This window comes from Eubacterium ramulus, assembly GCF_003122485.1.
In the GTDB taxonomy this organism is placed as follows: Bacteria; Bacillota; Clostridia; order Lachnospirales; family Lachnospiraceae; genus Eubacterium_I; species Eubacterium_I ramulus_A.
Map to the genome: position 1 here is coordinate 1 of NZ_JRFU01000011.1, position 20313 is coordinate 20313.

A 20313-nucleotide genomic window follows, 5' to 3' on the forward strand; every position below is an offset into this window, starting at 1 on the left:
CGCTGACCAGAATCACGCACCAAGTCTCACGTGCGTTCGACTTGAATAACATAATTTGGAGACTTTTATGCTTGCTAACTTTGAACAACGGGATACCAGTGGTGCCGAACGCGTGTGGACCGGGCGTTACCGCAACCTGCACAATCTCCCACACTGGCATCTGGAAAACGAACTGATCTGTGTGGAGCAGGGAACCGTCACGGTCTCCCACAACCATCAGGAATATACCCTGACTGCCGGAGAATCGATTTTTCTTGCCAGCGGTGAGATCCATTATATCAAAAGTGATCCGGACAGTATCACTGCCATTACCTTATTTGACGTAGCGCTGACGGCAGATCTGACGAGCCATTATCAACTCTGCTGTGCCAAGCTTTCCGGCAGTTATCCGATCCTGGATACTTTTTCGAAAATTCAGAAAGAACGAACTTTGAAAAAACCATTTTTTGAGCAGCAGACCTGTGTCCTAATCACGGAGCTGATGATCCACATTTTCCGGGAAGAGGCTTATACGCCGCTGATCAGCCGCCCGGAACATTCTTCTATCGACAATTACAAACATCTGCTGGACGAAATTGATGCCAATTACAGCTACATTACCTTTTCGGATGCCGCTGCTTTCATGGGATTGTCAGAACCGTATTTTTCCCGGTTTTTCCGGAAAATCTCAGGCATGACGTTTTCCAAATATCTGAACACCGTACGGTTAGAACATGCTATCCATATGCTGCAGGAGCATCCGCGACGATTGTCTGTGACAGAAATCGCCTCCCGCTGCGGCTTTGAAACGATCCGACATTTTAACCGGGTGTTTCGTGACATTACCGGCATGTCCCCGCGGGAACTGCCGTCAAATTATGTCCCGGATTTCAAACCGATCCGCCGGATTGAAGATGCCTTTAATCCGACGCTGCAAAGTTCCGAACTATTGACGGAACCAGATACACAGGAGTAAGATAAGAAAATAAACAGAAATGGAGAATTTATTTATATGAAAAAATTAAAACAGATTACCGCACTCATTGGTGTGATCGCACTGGTCGGATTATATGTGTCTACACTGGTGCTGGCGTTGATTGGCAGTGCGGAAGCGATTAACTTGTTAAAGGTTGCCGTGTATGCGACCATCGTGCTGCCGGTACTGCTTTGGGCGTATTCCTTCATATACCGTTTGCTGAAAGGGAAACAAAATGATGATACGTCTGATAAAAAATAAAATTTAAATAAGACGAAATCAAAGACTCCTTCCGCAACCGCTAACCGTTCGTTACCTTCGTTTTGCTTCAGTTTTATCGCGCTCACTTCCAACTCCTATAAAAGCTGGTCGTTTCTCGTTCGCGCAAAATTCGCAAAACTCAGTCACTTACTGAATCGCTTGTCGCAGAAGGAGTCTTTGATTTCGTCATTTACACAGTGATTTTTTCACTTTTCAGTTACAATACCACATTGTATCACATTATTATTCCGTTGTAGCCGAAGTATCAGAAGACGTATCTGTTTCGGAAGATGACGAAGTCGTATCGTCAGTATCATCCACTTTTAGATCATCCACACCTTTATTCAGTGTCGTATTCACATAACTGCTGCCAACCAGATAAACATTATCATCACCGCTGACCTGTACATAAGTACCGCCCACAATTTCATTTTCCGTTCCGAAAGTCAATGTTCTTTCACTGCCATCCGAAAAGTTCAATGTTACCTGCTGTGTCGGCTGATCAATCCCGTACTCTGATACATCTTCAGGGTTCTCTACGGTACTATCAGCAGTCATGCTTCCAAGGGAGGAAAGCATGGTTTTCATTTTATCTGCATCAATCTGCATTGCAGCTCCATGTATCATCCGTTTTGGTAAATTCCAGTGTTTCACCAGAATACTCATAAGAGATTCCGGTTACATCATCTGATGTAAACTGCAATGCATAGACTTTTTCATCTTCTTCCTGCTGCGCTGCTTTCTGATCCTGTTTTTTCTGATACCCGTTCAAACCTGCGGACGCAGCTACAATTGCTGCCAATGCAATCACCAAAATAATCCATTGTTTTTTTCTCATATACAAATTCCTTTCCAGTAAAGGATACTCTATACGCAATTCGATCCTTAAAAAATGACCTTTTACCTGAATTGCGTACATCTCCACAGAATATTTCCTACGCGCGGCGTCTGCGATACCAGATCACAATGCCGATCACGATCAGTGCCACCGGAAGTACCATGACAAGCAAGGTCTCACTCATGATGGCTACAGACTGATTTACAGATAACGTTGTATATGTGTATGGTTTTGCATCAATGGATACTGCTGAATCAGAGCTTGCAAATGTGCTTGCAATTCCTTTGAACAGCGCAAGGTTCTGTCCGGATACAATGGAATCCGCATCATTGGAAAATGCCAGAACGGATGCCACTACTGTAATATCCGCACCGCTCTCACTGTCGGTTACATTTGCTGCCAGTGTAAATTTACCGGACTGATCTCCAGATTCTTTCTCAAACGTTGTAATATTTGAAATATCCGTTTTCACATAAGCATTATCAGATGTTGTCAACAGATCCGTCCATGTTATGGTATCCGTATGTACACCTGCATTTGTCAGTGCCTGTGCATACGGCATAAATACATAATTGCTTACCTTGGAAGTCTGTGTTGCAGAAGCAACGTCCGGTAACAGATAGAATGGATACTGATAATAATGGGAACTGTCAGAATCCATAACCAGTCCATTTGTCACCTGAATATCATAAGCAGACAGGATACCGTCAAAATTCGGTGTATCTTCGGTTTTGTTGTATGCAGTCGTAACGATCAGTTTTCCGCCACCGGCAAGATAGGTACTGATTTTTGTAGCATCGTCTGCGGAGAAATCAGAAGTCGGTCCGTTAATAATTACTGCTGCTGCATCCTCTGGAATAGCTTCCTCCTGTAATAAGGTCAGATCCTCTACGGAAATGTTCATTTTTTCCAATGCTGACTTGAAGGTATCATCCAAAGCTGTCTCACCATGACCGGTAATTGTGTATACCTTTGGCAGATCTTCGCTGGTTACATAGCTGATGGCACTGGTCAGCTGACCTTCGCCGTCGTATGCAGATTTTGTCTGTGTATAAGTAGAATAATCAATATCATACTGATACAGGTCACTGGAAGATACCACCTTGGAAGTATTGCCGCTGACTACAATAATACTGCCGTCAGACGGTGCGGTATCCGTATAGCTTGCATAGAAATTCGGTGAAACTGCCGGATCAATATATTCTACTTTGATATGAGAAGAAGCATCCTCATAATTGCTCAGTGTCCGCGCCACTGTATCATCTGCACTCTTTTCGGATGATAATACATACAGCGTAACGTCCTGTTTCAAATCTTTGACCAGATTTACACTGTCATCGGTCAGTGTATACAGATTCTGAGAAGTCAGATCCACGCTTTTTGCTTTCTCTGGCAGCTCATTTGCAAATACATTTACTGCTACAACAATGGCAAGACCAATCACTACAAAGCTGGAGTTAAACACACCTCTGCGGATTTTCTTTGCACTTACGGACCAGCGATGTTTCTGTACAAGCTGGCAGGTCAGGAATAAAAATAATACCGTACCGCTGACATAATAAACAATACCTGTCACATCCAAAATACCGTTGCAGAAATTTGTCAGATGCGTCTGTGTACATAATGCATTCAGTACCTTCGTTACTACATTGTCACTGCTGGAGATCAGTCCTGTAATCTGCTGCATCATAAATCCGATAAAAAGCAGAGCGAAGGACAGTACCGCTGCGATCACCTGACTCTCTGTCAATGCAGAAACAAAAACACAAATGGCAATGGAAAGGCAGCCATACAGCCAAATTCCAAAAATTGCTGCATAAGATTCTGTCATTGGCACGTTGCCAAACCGTGACAGTAACAACGGGCAGAGGCAGATTGCTCCGACTACAATAGAAAAGATTGCTACCAATGCCAAAAATTTACCAATAATAACCTTTGGAATCGACACTGGCGCGGTATACAACAGCTGATCCGTCTTTGTTCTGCGATCTTCTGCCATACTACGCATTGCAAGGATCGGTATGATTATAACCAGAACAAATGCCACATTTGAAAGTGAATAGGACAGATATGGTGTACCATAAATCAGGTTATTTGCTACAAAATATAAATTAAATACGAAGAAAAATGCTGCAAGGAAAATCCATCCGATCACGGAGGTGAAATATGCCTTCAGCTCTCTTTTTAATACTGCTTTCATGCTTTATGCACCTCCTCAGATCCGGTCAATTCAAGGAATACATCCTCCAGCGTCTTTGTATTTACTTTCAATTCCAGTAAAACAAGCTCATGTGCGACACAATAACGAAATACTGCTTCCCTGATGTCCTGATTTTCTTTTGCCAGGATAGAGAGATGATATTCTCCATGCTGTGTTTCTACATGCTGTTCGGATTCTTCTGATTGCAACGGTATCTGCTCAGTATCTGAGCCTGGTGTTTCGTCATTATCAGACTCCATTACTTCTTCTGAAATCTCTCTGGTAATCTCGCAGGATTTCACACCCGGAATTTCTTTCATCTGTTCCACATCACTGCGCGCACCGCTGACCGTCACTTCCAACTGCTGTGCACCGCTCATACGGCTTTCCAGATGCTCCATGGAATCACTGGCAACCAGGTTTCCTTTGGAAATGATAAATACATGATCACATACCGCACTGATTTCCTGCAAAATATGAGAACTTAAGATCACCGTATGTTTATCTTTTAACGAAAGGATCAGATCACGGATCTCAATGATCTGCTTCGGATCAAGTCCTACCGTCGGCTCATCCAGAATAATGATCTCCGGCATACCGATCAAAGCCTGTGCCAGTCCGACTCTCTGCCGATAACCTTTGGACAGATTTTTGATCAGACGCGCCTTCACATCATGCAGTTTCGTCAGATCCATGACCTGTTTGATATCTGCATTTCTGCTGTGTTTGTCTATTTTTTTCAATTCTGCCACAAACTGCAGATATTCCAACACTTTCATATCACCATACACTGGTGGAATCTCCGGCAGATAGCCGATGCATTTTTTTGCTTCCTCCGGATTTTTATTGATATCAAATCCGTTGATTCTTACCTCACCGGAAGAAGCGCCAATGTAGCCGGTAATGATATTCATCGTTGTGGATTTTCCTGCCCCGTTTGGTCCAAGAAATCCGTAGATGTTGCCTGACTCAAGTGTCAGGTTCAGATCATTTACCGCCACATTGGCGCCGTATTTTTTCGTAAGATGACTGATTTCTATCAAAACACTTCCTCCTTCAACTTCCATAAAATTACTTATAGAACTATCTTATAGAGGAAATGTGTTAAATATTAGGAAAAATTGTGTCAATTATGTGTCCTTTTCCCACTCACGATCCGTATTTTTCACAGAGTTTGATCGCTCAAATCTGATCTTTTTAAATGTAATACATACTCTCGTCGTATTTTTCAAATTCCTGATAATCTTTTACCAAATCTGCCAGTGTCAGATTCCGCAAAAGGTCGTCTAACCGACGATTGACTTCATCAATGACTCTTGTCTGAATTGCCACTGCAATGCCTTTACAGGCACTTTCTTCTGTCGTATCTTCATCCGCAATGTGATAAGTTCCATCCAGAGCTTCCAAAATCTCTGCCACCGTGATTTTTTCTGCCGGATGATTCAGCAGATAACCACCCTGTGGTCCTTTGATACTTTTTACAATTCCTGCTCTGCGCAATGCAGCAAAAACCTGCTCCAGATACTGCGGAGAAATATCATTCCGCTCTGCGATGCTGTTCAATGCCACATGCCCATTTTTGGAATGAACTGTCAGATCAATCAGAGAGGTCAGACCATATCGGCTTTTTTTTGAAAACTTCATTTTTTATAATACCTCCCATACTCCAATATTTTTCACTTTATACAAAAATCTTACTGCTGTTTCTCATGTTTGGATCACAGTAACATTTAATTTTCTCATTTAATTTAACAGGCGGATTGCAGTGATACAACCCGCCTGAATTTCTATACTTTTATAAATTTTAAAGTCCGTATATTGATATTCAATTTGCGGCTTTACACACGAATCTGATTACTGAATTGCTTTGAAAGCCTCATCCAGATCCTGGATAATATCGTCAACGTTCTCTGTACCGATAGAAAGACGAATTGTGTTTGGTTTGATTCCCTGATCAGCAAGTTCTTCCGGTGTGCACTGGCTGTGTGTAGTTGTTGCCGGATGGATAACCAGAGATTTTACATCTGCAACGTTTGCAAGCAGGGAGAATAACTCCAGATTGTCGATGAAATCTTTTGCTTTCTGCTCATCACCTTTGATCTCAAATGTGAAGATGGAACCACCGCCGTTCGGGAAGTATTTTTTGTATAATGCCTGCTGGCTTGGATCCTCAGATACAGACGGATGATGTACGCGCTCTACCTGTGGATGGTTGTTTAAGTACTGAACTACTTTCAGTGCGTTCTCTACGTGACGCTCTACACGTAAAGACAGTGTCTCAAGTCCCTGTAAGAACAGGAAAGAGTTGAACGGAGAGATTGTTGCTCCTGTATCACGCAGTAAGATTGCACGGATCTTTGTAACGAAAGCTGCCGGTCCAACTGCTTTTGTGAAGCTGATTCCGTGGTAGCTTGGGTTCGGCTCTGTTAAAGAAGCGAATTTTCCAGATGCTTCCCAGTCAAATTTTCCGCTGTCTACGATAACACCACCGATGCTTGTTCCATGTCCGCCAATGAATTTTGTTGCAGAATGAACAACGATATCTGCACCGTATTCAATCGGACGAACCAGATATGGTGTTGCGAATGTATTGTCGATTACCAGCGGGATTTTATGCTCATGAGCAATGTTTGCCAGTGTCTCGATATCTACTACATCAGAGTTCGGGTTACCAAGTGTCTCGATGTAAAGTGCTTTTGTATTGTCCTGAATAGCTGCTTTTACTTCGTCAATGTTGAACGGATCTACGAATGTAGTCTTGATACCATACTGTGGAAGTGTATGCTCAAGTAAATTAAAGGAACCACCGTAAATATTTTTTGCTGCTACAATATGGTCTCCGGCCTGAGCAAGATTTTCAATGGTATAAGTAATCGCTGCCGCTCCGGAAGCTACTGCTAATGCTGCAACGCCGCCTTCCAGTGCTGCCATTCTCTGCTCAAATACGTCCTCTGTCGGGTTTGTCAGACGTCCGTAAATATTACCTGCATCTGCAAGTCCGAAACGTGCTGCTGCATGATCGCAGTTACGGAATACATAAGAAGATGTCTGATAAATCGGTACTGCTCTTGCATCTGTAACTGGATCCGGACTCTCCTGTCCTACGTGTAACTGTAATGTCTCAAATTTAAAATTTCTGTCTTTTCTTGCGATTTTCTCTGCCATTGTTCTTTCCCTTTTGCCTTTCAATAATTCGTTGTGTTCAGGATCTGCAAATGCCGCTCCTGTTTGTTATCTTTGTTTCACAGATCCTGACCGTCCTGATTGGATGTTTTTTTATGCCTCTGTGAATAATGGTGTTGAATAATATCTGTCACCTGTATCCGGTAATAATGCTACAATTGTTTTTCCTGCAAATTCCGGACGTTTTGCTACCTGAATTGCTGCGGATAATGCTGCTCCGGAAGAAATTCCGACTAAAACGCCTTCTTTCTTTGCCAGAAGTTTTGCTTTCTCAAATGCATCATCATTTTCAATTGTGATAATTTCATCATATACCTGTGTATTTAATACGTCCGGTACGAAACCAGCGCCAATACCCTGAATTTTGTGAGCTCCGCTCTTACCTTCGGAAAGTACCGGAGATGTTGCAGGCTCTACTGCGATAATCTTGACATCCGGATTTTTGGATTTCAGATATTCGCCTGTACCTGTTAATGTTCCGCCTGTGCCTACTCCTGCGATAAATACATCTACCTTTCCGTCTGTATCATTCCAGATCTCCGGACCAGTTGTTGCTTTGTGAGCTGCCGGGTTTGCCGGATTTACGAACTGTCCCGGGATATAGCTGTTTGGAATCTCTTTTGCAAGTTCATCTGCTTTTGCAATGGCGCCTTTCATTCCTTTGGAACCTTCTGTTAAAACGATCTCTGCTCCATAAGCTTTTAAGATGTTTCTTCTCTCAACACTCATAGTCTCCGGCATAGTAAGGATGATTCTGTATCCTTTCGCTGCTGCGATAGCTGCAAGACCGATACCGGTATTTCCTGAAGTCGGCTCAATGATAACAGAACCTTCTTTTAATAATCCTTTTTCTTCAGCGTCCTCAATCATTGCTTTTGCAATTCTGTCCTTGACACTTCCTGCCGGATTGAAGTATTCTAATTTTACAAGGATTTTAGCGTTGAGGTTCTGATCTTTCTCTACATTTGTAACCTCAACCAGTGGTGTGTTACCGATTAATCCAAGTGTTCCTTTATAAATGTTAGCCATTGTTTCGTCCTCCTATAAATCATATCTGTTTTCTATGTTTTATTTGTTGAGTGTATTATATTCCCCTTATTCCTATTTGTCAACTAGGTTTTTGAAGATTTTTTATATTTTTTATTCTCCCAGTTCACTCGTACCACTCATAAAGATAACGATTATGCTCGCATAAGGAGTTATCTTTATGACTAGGGACGAAAGAAGCGCCGTTTTATGAGCAAAAATAGCGGCAACGCAGCGGAGAAGCCCTGTAAGGGGCGTTTTGCGAATGGCGCGGGTGAACTGTACGCAAAAAAACGCCTTCTTCAGACACTTTTTTGTCCAAAGAAGGCCTTTCCTTGCTTAACCAACTTATCAGGTATGTTTTGTATTTTTATATCATTTTATCTTCTCGATAAAGACATTATAGCAGAAACCGCGCCACATAGCACTCCTGCACAAGCCCAGATGATCCATGTCAAGTCCCATCGGTTCGTCAAAAAGCTGACCGCCAGAAAGATTGCCGTCACAGAACACCAGTAAATCCTGGAAATCTGCGTTCTTCTGCCACTGTTCTGTTTATTTTTCAGGCTGTAATCATCTTCCTCCAGTAAAATCCTGTAACTTCCCGCAATGGTTCCGGACCATACAAAGAAAAACGTTGCGATTGCCACAAAAATCAGCAAAACGCCAAGACTGTATATATAATAAATGTCCGGCATGGAAAAGGCCGCCATCAGCATCATAGGAACCACGCTGAGAATGGAAAGAACCACTCCCGTCACAACGCATTTGCGACTCAGCAGTGCAAATTCCTGTTTTTCTTCCAGAATCATAGCCCGAACTTCCTCATCCGCTATAAGATGCTGTGTTTCAAAGAACTGAAAACGTTCCTGGGGCGTGCCCTTAATGATAAAAATTGCGACTGCCACAGCCACCATACATAGAAGAATCGCAATGCCCATTCCGCCTGCCATATCCTCTGTGATTGGAAGCACCTTATATTCTGCCGTTCCGCCAAGCAGTAAAAGCCATACAGGAGACAATACACACAGAAATGTTCCTAATGCGATCCACGGAGCTTTGTGCTTTGCCCATTCAATATAATCCTTTGCTTCCTGCATGGAAACATGATGCGTCGGAATTTCTTCGTTTCGTGTATCTTCTCCAAATTGCTGCTGTGTGTCATTTTGATTATTCACAAAATTTCCCCTATCAGGTGGTTCCATTTTCATCCGTTCATTCTGTAAATCTTCAAATACTGTGTTTCTCTCGTTCAGATCCATTTCTTCTTTTAAGAGAGTATCCGTAGACACATCAAAAATCTCACTCATCTTCAAGATTTTATCCAGATCCGGCACGGACGCTCCGCTCTCCCATTTCGATACGGACTGTCTGGATACCGAAAGCTGCTGCGCCAGTTCTTCCTGCGACCAGCCGCGCTGCTTTCTCAATGCCATAATTTTTTCCGCAAGTTTCATAACTCTTGATACCTTTCTTATTATAAATAAATTGTTTCCATCTGATAGAAGGAAATATGCTATCACATACTTACCCGCTATTATCAATAGAACATTTTTCCATTCAGCGTATTACCTATCAAACAAAAAATCCATCAGAATACGTTCTGCTTTTGATGTCCTCAGCAAAACTTCTCCTGATGGATTCATTATACGAAAAATCCCGATTGACAACCACCAATTACCCTTGAAAATCCGTCAACTGCCAGTTGCATCTTCCCGATTTTTTCGCTTTTCTATATTTTTCTTCTTGATTCTAGCATTTTCTGATCTTTTTTACTATCTTTTGATTCTGTATACAAAACACAAATTCCTTTTTTGCTTAGATCCTATGCTTCCTCTTTTTTCTCTACTTTATCGTAATCATCCAGGAAGTGATGTTTCACACCACCCTGCTTATAGGCGATAACCGTACTTAAGTTGACATTCTCCACACTTTTAAAAATATTGGATTCCACGAACGGATTTGTCTCTTTCAACTGACGAATCAGATTTTTCACTTCCACACGTTTAGAAATATTCTCACCGCCGCAGGTGCTGCAGGTATCAGTAAACTTACATGCACACTGGATAAAATGCAGGTCATTGCTGTCACGCCATTTCTTGATATCATCCTCGCGGATCAGATACAGCGGACGGATCAGCTCCATACCTTCAAAATTTGTGCTGTGCAGCTTTGGCATCATGGTCTGCATCTGGGCTCCATAGAGCATGCCCATCAGAATAGTCTCAATGACATCGTCGTAATGATGACCTAAAGCAATCTTGTTGCATCCAAGTTCCTTCGCCTTGCTGTAGAGATGTCCACGGCGCATTCTCGCACACAGATAACACGGTGATTTTTCTATATTAAATACTGCATCGAAAATGTCCGACTCAAAAATCGTGATTGGGATATTCATTCTCTTTGCGTTTGCCTCTATGATCTGTCTGTTTGCCGGACTGTATCCCGGATCCATGACCAGAAATACCACTTCAAAATTAAACTTGTTGTGGCGTTTCAACTCCTGGAAAAGTTTTGCCATCAGCATGGAATCTTTTCCACCAGAGATACAGACTGCGATCTTATCCCCCTCTTTTACCAGCTCGTATTCACGTACCGCACGGGTAAAACGGCACCAGATAGTTTTCCGGAACTTTTTGCGGATACTCTGCTCGATTTCCACATACTCCGGAGTCTCTTCCTCTTTTTGGGCTTCTTCTTTCTGTTTCATGGATTCCATCAGCCATGCTAAGTATCCACCGTTCAGGCTTCGGGCATCCACACCGGCTTCCTGTAGTGCTTCTGCTGCCGGAACGCTCATCTCACCTTTCTGGCAATAAATAACAACTGTTTTATTTTTATCAATTTCCTGTGATTCCGACAGTTCCTCTGCGCTCAGAGCCACACTGCCCGGGATCACGCCGTAGGAACGCGCACGCTCATCCCGGATATCTACTAACTGATAGCTGTCTTCCGGCATTGCAGACAGTTCCTGTACGGATAATTGTATTTCTCCCATATGCTCTCCATTTCTATATCACTTATATGCTTCATTCTCACTGGTAGTTACATTTATATTTCTAACCGATACTATAAAAACAATACTTTTCTACTGCGGCAGTTCTGTCAGATCTTTTGTAATCTCACCTGCAATGATCAGTCCGACTACTGACGGTACAAAAGCCATGCTTCCCGGAATCTGACGGCGCACGGTACATTTTCTTGCTGTTCCCGGCGGGCAGACACAATTATTTTTACAGTTGTTTTCTGTATCTGCGATCGGTGTCAGGGGCTTTTCTTTGGAATAAACCACCTTCAGATGATCAATACCACGTTTTTTCAACTCGCGGCGCATAACTTTTGCCAGCGGGCAAACAGAAGTCTCATAGATATCTGCCACTTCGAAAGCAGATGCATCCATCTTGTTTCCTGCTCCCATGGAACTGATGATCGGCACACCTGCGGCTTTTGCCTGCTCCACAAGCATCAATTTTCCGGTGACGGTATCAATCGCATCCACCACATAATCATACTGAGAAAAATCAAACTGATCTGCGGTATCCGGCATATAAAAAGTCTTATATGTGTTGACAACTGCCTTTGGGTTGATATCCAGAATACGCTCTTTCGCTACATCTACTTTATATTTTCCAATGGTTTTTCTTGTTGCAAAAATCTGACGATTTAAGTTGGTCAGACAGACCCGGTCATCATCGATCAGATCCAACGTTCCAACGCCCACACGCGCAAGTGCTTCTACGGTGTATCCGCCGACACCACCGATTCCAAATACCGCTACTCTGGCGTTGAACAGACGCTGCATGTTATCTTCTCCCAGAAGCAGTTCCGTTCTGGAAAACTGATTCAGCACAGCCGGACGCGGCTTATGTACACATTCTGTATGCAAAGAAGTATTTTCTTCCATTTGTGTCTCCTCCAATGTATTTCTAATATTTTTCGAACATTTCAGAACCTTTTCTTTTTACCAGATTCTGTATTGTTTACTATTTTACTATGAATTGCCTGTGATAGTATAGCGGATTTTCATACAAAAAACAATTACTTCTCTGAAAATAAACATTTTTCCAATAAACAGGACATCTCCAAAATCTATATTTCATGAAAAAAGAGCAAACTGAGTAAACTTTTTCCAAATTATGAAACAAGAAAATGTTCCATCAATTTTCTATGTAACAAAAAACGCGGAACCTCTTATCTGAAGTTCCGCGTTTTTCACTTAAGCACAATCGTTGTCTTATCTCAACACGCTTTTATTCATTTTTCTCCTGCTCATCCAGCAGATTTTCCATACTCTTCAAACCGATATACAGTGTTGAAGTGTTATGTAACAGAGAAGATGTGGTCGGCTGAATGATTCCGCCAACACCAAGTGCGATCAATCCTGCATTAAACGCTACGATAAAGCGATAATTGCGGTGGATACGTTGCATCAGTCTGTTGCTGATCTTCTTCAATGTCACGATCTCATGCAGATCGTCTGCTGCGATAGTAATGTCTGCGATCTCGCGGGCAATAGCTGCACCATCACTGATGGCTACACCTGCATCTGCGGCAGACAGAGCCGGTGAATCGTTGATTCCGTCACCGATCATGATAACTTTATGACCAAGTGCTTTCTCCTGTTCTACGAAGTTTGCTTTATCTTCCGGCAGAACTTCAGAATAATACTCATCTACACCGACTTTGCGTGCAATTGCTGCTGCAGTACGCTCGCTGTCTCCAGTCATCATAACAATTTTTTGGATACCATTGTCACGCAGATCCTGAATGACATCCATTGCTTCCTCACGTACAGGATCTTCAATACAGATAACGGCTGCAAGCTGCTGATCAACAGCCATGTACAGGCAGGAACACTCTTCCGGCAGGTTATCAAATACAACTTCTTTGCCTTCCGGAATCTGGCACTGTTCATCTTCAAACACAAAATGATAGCTTCCGATCACCACACGTTTTTCTTCGATGAAAGAAGAAATACCATGTGCTACTATGTATTCCACTTTAGAATGCATTTCCTCGTGCTCCAGCTTTTTCTGTTTTGCAGCTGTCACAACGGCTTTTGCCATAGAATGTGGAAAATGTTCTTCTAAGCAGGCTGCGATACGAAGCAGCTCATCCGGCTCCGAATCGTTGAACGGAATGACATCGATCACCGTCGGTTTTGCCTTTGTCAGTGTACCAGTTTTATCAAATACGATGGTTGTTGCCTCGGCAACGGCCTCCAGATATTTTCCGCCTTTGACGGTAATGTCACACTGCTGTGCCTCACGGATTGCAGAAAGCACGGAAATCGGCATTGCCAGCTTCAGCGCACAGGAGAAGTCTACCATCAGGATAGACAATGCTTTTGTTGCATTTCTTGTGAGTAACCAAGTCAGTAACGTACCACCTAATGTATACGGAACCAGCTTGTCTGCCAGATGCTCTGCTTTTCCTTCCAGATTGGATTTCAGTTTTTCGGAATCCTCGATCATGGTAACGATCTTCTCGTATTTTGTGGCACCTCCGGTTGCTTCTACACGGATGATCAGCTCACCTTCTTCCAGAACAGTACCGGCATAAACATAGGAATCTATTGTTTTTGCAACCGGTACGGATTCGCCTGTCAGGGAAGCCTGATTTACGGTAGCGTCTCCGGCTGTTACCACACCGTCAAACGGGATCACATTTCCGGCATGAATGATGATCGCATCGCCTTTTTCAATGGTAGAAGAAGATACCAGAACTTCCTGGTCTCCAACTTTCTGCCATACTTTCTCTACGTTCAGAGACATGCTTCGTGCCAGATCACCGACGGATTTCTTGTGTGTCCACTCCTCAAGCAGCTCGCCAATTCCAAGCAGGAACATAACAGAACCTGCGGTTCCCATATCCTGACGAAGCAGTGATACCGCAATACCCGTTGCATCCAGAACGGCCACATCCAGTCGGCGGTGACGCAGACTCTGCAGTCCTTTCCATATATAACGGATACCGTTGACGATGGTAATCACATTTCGGATCGGTGCCGGTAAAAATAATTTCTTTCCGTAATGCCATACAACTTTGCAGATTAATTTTTCCTTGTATTCAGAATTTAACTCACGTCCTGTACTCTCCAGATATCCTTCCGGTACTTCTACTAACTGATATTTGAAGGTACACAATAAATGAATAATAGCAGCCCTGTCTCCGTTGTAACTGATCACAACGTCCGCTGTCTGTTCGTATACCTTTGCATCTACTACGAGATCAGACTGCTGCAGATAATATTGCAGGACGTCTGCCTGCTCATATGTCATGCGCTGCTGCGCCATATGTACACGTAGACGTCCTTTTATCTCATGTTTGATTGCAAATTTCATTATTCTGCCTGTGCTTCCTCAGCCTGAGCCTCTGCTGCCTCAGTTACTTCTTCGTCCTCTACATATGCTTCCGCAGCGGCACGGTCAGCATTGATCTGTTTTGCCTCAGCAAGAATATCACCTGCGTTCTCCTGAACAGTTGTTGCTGTTTTTACTACAGTATCTTTTGCACGCAGTACAGCAGCGGTGCAACCTGTATAAACTTTCTTAGCATCTTTGCTTGTAAGGATTTTGATACCTGCTGTTCCAAAAGCAAGACCTGCTACAAAAAGACCAACTTTTCCTGCATTAAATTTTTTGAACATAATATTTTTCCCTCCATTTGCATATGTTTAATGTTTAATTTTTAGTATAGCATCGCAATTGGATATTTCAAACATTATTTCCCTTATTGATATTTTTTTTCATTAATTATCAGTTAGTTTCTACTAATTTTTGTATGGTTAGACACATTTCGCAGGCGTTAGTATATTTTTTCGTAGTATAAGAAAACTATCTCAAATGTGTTATCTCAAACTTTTACACTAAAGCGAACATTCGCAATCCGCTTTCCGCTATTTATTCCACTACCTGATAAAAACGTGCACTGTATGCCGGCAAATGTATGGAAACCGCTCCCTTTTTCACAGACAGATCTTTCTGATACTCCGGATGTGCTTTTTTCATCTCAAAATCATCACTGCTACAGATCAGTTTTAATTTCTTGACCCCGGAAATTTTCATTACATATTCCTGCTCTTTTGTATTTCCAAAATGGAAAACGGCAACGATCCGCTCCTTTTTGCTCTTTCGTTCAAAGGCATATATACATTTTTCTTCCTGATGGCAGTCAATCCACCGGAAGCCATCCTGTGCATAATCTGCCTCCCAAAAAGCAGAATGTTTCTCATACACCTCATTCAGTTCCATCATAAAGCGATGAAATTCTCTGTGTTTCGGGAATTTTAAAATATCCCAGTCCTGCTGCCGCTTCTCATCCCACTCACGAAACTGCGCAATTTCATTTCCCATAAAATTCAGCTTTTTGCCCGGATGTGCATACATATACATGTACATTACCCGTGCCTGCGGGAATTTTTCTTCATAGTCACCACTCATTTTCTGAATAATGGTCGCCTTTCCATGTACCACTTCATCGTGAGACAATGGCAGAACATACGCTTCATTATAATAATACATCATGGAAAAAGTGAGTTTGTGATAGTTCTCAGAACGATACTCCGGTGCTGTCCGAAAATAATTCAACGTGTCGTTCATCCATCCCATATCCCACTTATAGTCAAAACCCAGACCACCATCGTGAACAGATCTGGTCACGCCCGGATAGGAAGAAGAATCCTCTGCCATCAATATAGCCGTTGGGAAACGATCTTTTAATCCCTGATTCATGTTTTGAATAAAGGAAACCGCCAGATTATTCACGCCTCTTGCCTCATTGCCCTGCCAGTAGATCAGATTGCTCACTGCATCCATGCGCAGACCATCAAAATGATATTCTGACAGCCAGTACGCTGCCGCAGATTGCAGGAAGCTTCGCACTTCTCCTCTGGAATGCATGAAATTGCAGCTTCCCCACTCGCTGTATCCTACGTCCTGATTCGGATATTCATACAAGGCAGAACCGTCATAATTCCACAGTGCATAGGCATCCACCGCAAAATGCACCGGTACAAAATCCATCAACACGCCGATTTTATGCTTGTGGCAGGCGTTGACAAAATAGCGCAGATCATCCGGCGTACCGTAACGGGAAGTCGGTGCAAAAAATCCGGTATTCTGATAACCCCATGATTCATCGCAGGGATGCTCACTCAACGGCATCAGCTCCACATAATTGTAACCATTTTCATTCAGATACGGAATCAGCAAATCTGCCATCTCGCGATAAGTGTACCATCCTTCCGCATCTTTATCATCCTTCTTTCTCCAGGAACCAAAATGAATCTCATAAATATTTAACGGCGCATCTTTTCGTACTGACCGTTTTTTCATCCATTCTGAATCTGTAAAATGATAATCTGTCGTATCATAAATAATCGATGCATTGTTCGGACGCAGTTCCGAATAAAAACCATACGGATCGCAGTGATCGATACAGCTGCCGTCTGCTCCGTAAATCTTGTATTTATACATCATGCCCTTCCCGGCATTTTCCACATAACACTCCCAGAAATTGCCATCATGTACTTTCTGCATCGGTGTTTCCTGCCATCCGTTAAATTCACCGATCAGCGAAATTCTCTGTGCATTCGGTGCAAATGTCCGAAAAACCGTTCCTCTTTCACAGGCATGTGCGCCAAGAAAACGATAAGCTTCAAATTCTTTTCCCGTATAAAATCCATAAAAATCCATATACTCTCTCCCTCATTAATCAACTGTGGTTGTTTTTCTTTGTCAATTCTATTATAATTATAGATAGAGAAAACATACTTGAACAGAAACAGCTTTTCCAATCCGTTGGAAAACCAACACTTTTCGATAATTGTCGAAAAACTCAACAGCAGAAAGCGGATTGCGAATGTCCGCTTTACTTTGACTAACACCATTAGCAAACATATGAGGTATTATTATGGATATCAGAATAGAAAAAACCAAAACAGCCCTTCACAATACATTTCTGGAATTACGTTCCAGAAAACCATTAGAAAAAATCACGATCAAAGAATTGTGTGAAAAGGCACAGATTAACAAATCTACCTTTTACTCCCATTATAAAGATATTTACGATCTGAGTGATCAGTTAGAGACAGAAGTTGTTACCTCCGTCATAGAAGCCATTCCGAATCCGGCGAACTGCCTGGAAGATCCGGCGGTCCTGGCAAAAAATCTGTTTCTCGGTTATCTCTCACGTGATAGCATTATCCGCATTTTATTTTCCGGAACCAGAGCCGGCGAACTGGTGCGAAAAGTCGAATATCAATTAAAAAAAATCCTGTTTGAAGCTCACCCGGAGTACAAACAGGATCCATCCGTCAATGTTGTGCTGTCTTACACGGTTTATGGCGGTTATTATGCATTTTTCGAAAACAGACAATACGGAGATGCTGCCGTGGTTGATATCATCAGCCAGATTTCCTCCGGGGCAATGAATCTGCTGTAAGTTTTATAAAAAAGAACTGAAAAAATTACCGGGAGCAGACACGAATGATTTTCTATCTCCGTTGCGCCACTTATTTCCGCCTCCTTCCATGAACTCACACGCAAAACCGGCGTGTTCAAACACACTCACGGAGGCGGGCTATGCTCACTTCAATTACGAAAATCAATCTACCGTCTTGCTCCCGGTAATTTTTTTCAATTCCACTTATATTAAATATACATTAAATCTTCTCTGTCCGCTGCTCTTTTATTTCGAATAAAAAGCACAATTGATATGATCATAAACACAATTGAAATCAGCTGCGCTGTTGTCAGTCCTATGAATCCTCCCTGTTCGTTGGTACGCAGAAATTCCACACAGAATCTTCCGATTCCGTAAAGCATCAGATAGAGCGCACCCACGTCACCGGTATGACGCATTTTTCCAGTCATGCGAATCAGTACAAATGCAATCACAAAATCTCCTGCGGAAGAAAAAAGCTGTGTCGGCAGCAGCGGTACGCCTGCCGGTGCAAAACTGCCTTCCGGAAATACAATTCCAATCGGAAGGCTTGTTTCCTTACCATAACAGCAGCCTGCAAAAAAGCAGCCCAAACGTCCAAAAGCCTGTGCCAGTGATACGGACGGTGCCAGTAGATCAAAATATTCAAAAAACCGGATATTCTTAATCTTACAGTAAATCAAGGCTGATACCACACCGAAGATAATGCCTCCGTATACCACGAATCCGGAAGATCCAAGTACACTCAACGGATCTGTTAAAAACTGTTTCCAGCTCAAAATCACAAAAAACACTTTTGCTCCAAGGGACCCCATAACAACGCATAAAATTGCCAGATCCAGTACTGACTCGGCTTTCATTTCCATACGTTTTGCTCTATAATATCCCATCACCACACACAAGATCACTCCGATAGCAATCATCACTCCATAAGTGTGCACCGTAAAATGTCCGATGGAAAACAAATCTACTTTCATATCAAAACACTCCTTTAAAAAATCTTATCTGGCACTTATTCTACACTATTTTAATTTATTTTCCAACTACTTCTTGTGCCAAAAACAGGCGGCGCCGTCATGTAAATGGAACAAAATAAAAAATAACTCCAACAGAAGGATGATTGTAAAATTTTCGTTGGAGTTATTTTTTATTTGTTTCTTACACCGACAGACAAAAATTTATTGAAGAGTCACCCGTAAAGACACCGGCTGATGATCCGTGTACTCGAAATCAGTGTCGATAACCTGCACCTGATCCACCTGCAGATTATCAGACACAATATACCCGTCAATGACGTACACCTGAGAATCCTCATAATTTCCACTGTACGGTCCATTCAGCAACCGACACGTCGGTGCATTATCTGCCACAGCAAAATCAAATCCATCCGGCAGATCTTCTTTGTACACAGTTCCTGGTACCCAGCTGTCCGTATCATGGATTTCATACTTATCCACACCTTCAAAAGTCTGGTTAAAATCACCGCCGGCAATTACATAATTACCAGCCTGATATTCTTCCTGCAGCTTATCTGCCAGCATCTGGCTTTGCATCTTCTTGCCTTCTCCGCTGTCATATGCTTCCAGATGGAAATTGATCAGCACAAGTTCTTTATCAGTTCCTTCTATCGGAATCCTTGTCTCCAGCATGCAGCGTTTCAGATTACAGGTTTTGATCGGCCATGAAAAAGATTCTGCCAGTTTGATCCGCTTTGCACTCTCCACCTGATAATCCGTCATGGTAAGCAGACCCGCTTCTACTTTTCCAATCGGTGGAATCGGATATGGCACAAAATCACATTTGAAATTGCAGGCATAAATACTGTTCATATCCAACGCATTTTCATAATACTCACGTTCATTGATATGGAAAGAACGTTTTGCATCAATATCCACTTCCTGCAAGAAATAGAAATCTGCATTCTGGCTTTTCAAAATATCAGAAATTCCCGCAAGGTTTGTTTCCACCACATCTTTGCTGTCCGGCTGCACCTTACTTCCACCATCCATAAAGAAATCTTCGTCTTTGCTCAATGCCGCATAACCGGTATTATAGGTCAGGACAGAAAAACTATCTCCTTCGGATAATGTCTTTGTCCCAGTTCCTGTTTCCGGAAACTCAATGGATTTCGGACGATATTCCCGCACCGTATAAAAAATAAGCACTGCTGCTACAAACAATACAATGCATAAAACTACAATCCCAATACCTTTTAAAATCTTTTTCCCCTTCATAATGCATCTCCTTCTCACTATTGACCTATTTTTGGTCAAAGGATATTCGCAATCCGCCTTCGCTACTTGCTCATAACCAAATAGCTGCTTCGCAGCTTATCAGAAGGGGCTTGCACCCCTCCTGATACAAGCAAGTCCCTACCCCTGCTTATTGCTTTTCGCAATTGAAGCA

Annotated in this window: 18 protein-coding genes; 3 read left to right on the forward strand and 15 right to left on the reverse strand. The window is 42.5% G+C overall.

Annotated elements, in window-relative coordinates; translation table 11 throughout:
• Window positions 1–67 precede the first annotated feature (67 nt).
• On the forward strand, window positions 68–955 hold the full coding sequence (locus tag LG34_RS01205; protein ID WP_109214501.1) for a helix-turn-helix transcriptional regulator: 888 nt from the start codon (window positions 68–70) through the stop codon (window positions 953–955).
• Window positions 956–991: 36 nt separating this feature from the next.
• Window positions 992–1216: a hypothetical protein gene (locus tag LG34_RS01210; protein WP_109214502.1), complete on the forward strand. Its 225-nt coding sequence runs from the start codon at window positions 992–994 to the stop codon at window positions 1214–1216.
• A 243-nt stretch (window positions 1217–1459) separates the two neighbouring features.
• Here the strand turns inward: LG34_RS01210 and LG34_RS01215 are convergent, their stop codons facing one another.
• The 13 genes from LG34_RS01215 to glgB all read right to left on the reverse strand — a co-directional run bounded on the left by LG34_RS01215 (window position 1460) and on the right by glgB (window position 17159).
• Window positions 1460–1825 (reverse strand): DUF4340 domain-containing protein, encoded by a 366-nt coding sequence (locus LG34_RS01215; RefSeq protein WP_181369244.1) that lies wholly within the window; start codon window positions 1823–1825, stop codon window positions 1460–1462.
• Complete coding sequence (locus tag LG34_RS01220) at window positions 1815–2054, reverse strand: hypothetical protein (RefSeq protein WP_146190160.1); 240 nt, start codon at window positions 2052–2054, stop codon at window positions 1815–1817. Before LG34_RS01220 ends, LG34_RS01215 begins: the two co-directional genes overlap by 11 nt.
• Before the next feature lie 97 nt (window positions 2055–2151).
• Window positions 2152–4254 (reverse strand): Gldg family protein, encoded by a 2103-nt coding sequence (locus LG34_RS01225; RefSeq protein WP_109214505.1) that lies wholly within the window; start codon window positions 4252–4254, stop codon window positions 2152–2154.
• The gene (locus LG34_RS01230; RefSeq protein ID WP_109214506.1) at window positions 4251–5297 is read right to left on the reverse strand and encodes an ABC transporter ATP-binding protein; all 1047 of its coding nucleotides are present in this window, start codon (window positions 5295–5297) and stop codon (window positions 4251–4253) included. The genes LG34_RS01225 and LG34_RS01230 overlap by 4 nt, the downstream gene beginning before the upstream one ends.
• Window positions 5298–5451: 154 nt before the next feature.
• On the reverse strand, window positions 5452–5898 hold the full coding sequence (locus LG34_RS01235; protein WP_109214507.1) for an RrF2 family transcriptional regulator: 447 nt from the start codon (window positions 5896–5898) through the stop codon (window positions 5452–5454).
• A 210-nt stretch (window positions 5899–6108) separates the two neighbouring features.
• On the reverse strand, window positions 6109–7419 hold the full coding sequence (locus tag LG34_RS01240; protein ID WP_109214508.1) for an O-acetylhomoserine aminocarboxypropyltransferase/cysteine synthase family protein: 1311 nt from the start codon (window positions 7417–7419) through the stop codon (window positions 6109–6111).
• Between the two features lie 111 nt (window positions 7420–7530).
• Window positions 7531–8466, reverse strand: coding sequence for a cysteine synthase A (gene cysK / locus LG34_RS01245; protein WP_109214509.1), 936 nt, complete (start codon window positions 8464–8466; stop codon window positions 7531–7533).
• Window positions 8467–8843: 377 nt separating this feature from the next.
• Window positions 8844–9899 carry a helix-turn-helix domain-containing protein gene (locus tag LG34_RS01250; RefSeq protein WP_242979765.1) on the reverse strand — a complete coding sequence of 352 codons (1056 nt, stop codon included), beginning with the start codon at window positions 9897–9899 and terminating at the stop codon, window positions 8844–8846.
• A 389-nt stretch (window positions 9900–10288) separates the two neighbouring features.
• Window positions 10289–11461, reverse strand: a complete 1173-nt coding sequence (locus tag LG34_RS01255; RefSeq protein WP_177957001.1) for an ATP-binding protein — start codon at window positions 11459–11461, stop codon at window positions 10289–10291.
• Window positions 11462–11551: 90 nt separating this feature from the next.
• Complete coding sequence (locus tag LG34_RS01260; protein ID WP_109214522.1) at window positions 11552–12313, reverse strand: tRNA threonylcarbamoyladenosine dehydratase; 762 nt, start codon at window positions 12311–12313, stop codon at window positions 11552–11554.
• Window positions 12314–12713: 400 nt separating this feature from the next.
• Window positions 12714–14807 carry a heavy metal translocating P-type ATPase gene (locus LG34_RS01265; protein ID WP_109214511.1) on the reverse strand — a complete coding sequence of 698 codons (2094 nt, stop codon included), beginning with the start codon at window positions 14805–14807 and terminating at the stop codon, window positions 12714–12716.
• Complete coding sequence (locus LG34_RS01270) at window positions 14807–15112, reverse strand: DUF6110 family protein (protein WP_109214512.1); 306 nt, start codon at window positions 15110–15112, stop codon at window positions 14807–14809. The genes LG34_RS01265 and LG34_RS01270 overlap by 1 nt, the downstream gene beginning before the upstream one ends.
• A gap of 253 nt (window positions 15113–15365) precedes the next feature.
• Entirely contained in the window at window positions 15366–17159 is a 1794-nt protein-coding gene (gene glgB / locus LG34_RS01275) for a 1,4-alpha-glucan branching protein GlgB (protein ID WP_109214513.1), read from the reverse strand.
• A 217-nt stretch (window positions 17160–17376) separates the two neighbouring features.
• On the opposite strand from glgB, the gene LG34_RS01280 reads away from it, so the two are divergent.
• A complete protein-coding gene (locus LG34_RS01280; protein ID WP_109214514.1) occupies window positions 17377–17907 on the forward strand; it encodes a TetR/AcrR family transcriptional regulator in 531 nt (176 codons plus the stop codon).
• A 209-nt stretch (window positions 17908–18116) separates the two neighbouring features.
• Here the strand turns inward: LG34_RS01280 and lgt are convergent, their stop codons facing one another.
• A complete protein-coding gene (gene lgt / locus LG34_RS01285) occupies window positions 18117–18884 on the reverse strand; it encodes a prolipoprotein diacylglyceryl transferase (protein ID WP_109214515.1) in 768 nt (255 codons plus the stop codon).
• 201 nt (window positions 18885–19085) lie between these two features.
• A complete protein-coding gene (locus LG34_RS01290) occupies window positions 19086–20141 on the reverse strand; it encodes an endonuclease/exonuclease/phosphatase family protein (RefSeq protein WP_109214516.1) in 1056 nt (351 codons plus the stop codon).
• Window positions 20142–20313: the final 172 nt, after the last annotated feature.

Bases quoted from the DNA above. Each gene is read 5' to 3' on its own strand.
- LG34_RS01225 (WP_109214505.1), bottom strand. From the start codon at position 4,254: ATGAAAGCAGTATTAAAAAGAGAGCTGAAGGCATATTTCACCTCCGTG.
- LG34_RS01265 (WP_109214511.1), bottom strand. From the start codon at position 14,807: ATGAAATTTGCAATCAAACATGAGATAAAAGGACGTCTACGTGTACAT.
- lgt (WP_109214515.1), bottom strand. From the start codon at position 18,884: ATGAAAGTAGATTTGTTTTCCATCGGACATTTTACGGTGCACACTTAT.
- LG34_RS01270 (WP_109214512.1), bottom strand. From the start codon at position 15,112: ATGTTCAAAAAATTTAATGCAGGAAAAGTTGGTCTTTTTGTAGCAGGT.
- cysK (WP_109214509.1), bottom strand. From the start codon at position 8,466: ATGGCTAACATTTATAAAGGAACACTTGGATTAATCGGTAACACACCA.
- LG34_RS01255 (WP_177957001.1), bottom strand. From the start codon at position 11,461: ATGGGAGAAATACAATTATCCGTACAGGAACTGTCTGCAATGCCGGAA.
- LG34_RS01235 (WP_109214507.1), bottom strand. From the start codon at position 5,898: ATGAAGTTTTCAAAAAAAAGCCGATATGGTCTGACCTCTCTGATTGAT.
- LG34_RS01215 (WP_181369244.1), bottom strand. From the start codon at position 1,825: ATGCAGATTGATGCAGATAAAATGAAAACCATGCTTTCCTCCCTTGGA.
- LG34_RS01240 (WP_109214508.1), bottom strand. From the start codon at position 7,419: ATGGCAGAGAAAATCGCAAGAAAAGACAGAAATTTTAAATTTGAGACA.
- LG34_RS01210 (WP_109214502.1), top strand. From the start codon at position 992: ATGAAAAAATTAAAACAGATTACCGCACTCATTGGTGTGATCGCACTG.
- LG34_RS01250 (WP_242979765.1), bottom strand. From the start codon at position 9,899: ATGGCATTGAGAAAGCAGCGCGGCTGGTCGCAGGAAGAACTGGCGCAG.
- LG34_RS01220 (WP_146190160.1), bottom strand. From the start codon at position 2,054: ATGAGAAAAAAACAATGGATTATTTTGGTGATTGCATTGGCAGCAATT.
- LG34_RS01290 (WP_109214516.1), bottom strand. From the start codon at position 20,141: ATGAAGGGGAAAAAGATTTTAAAAGGTATTGGGATTGTAGTTTTATGC.
- glgB (WP_109214513.1), bottom strand. From the start codon at position 17,159: ATGGATTTTTATGGATTTTATACGGGAAAAGAATTTGAAGCTTATCGT.
- LG34_RS01280 (WP_109214514.1), top strand. From the start codon at position 17,377: ATGGATATCAGAATAGAAAAAACCAAAACAGCCCTTCACAATACATTT.
- LG34_RS01205 (WP_109214501.1), top strand. From the start codon at position 68: ATGCTTGCTAACTTTGAACAACGGGATACCAGTGGTGCCGAACGCGTG.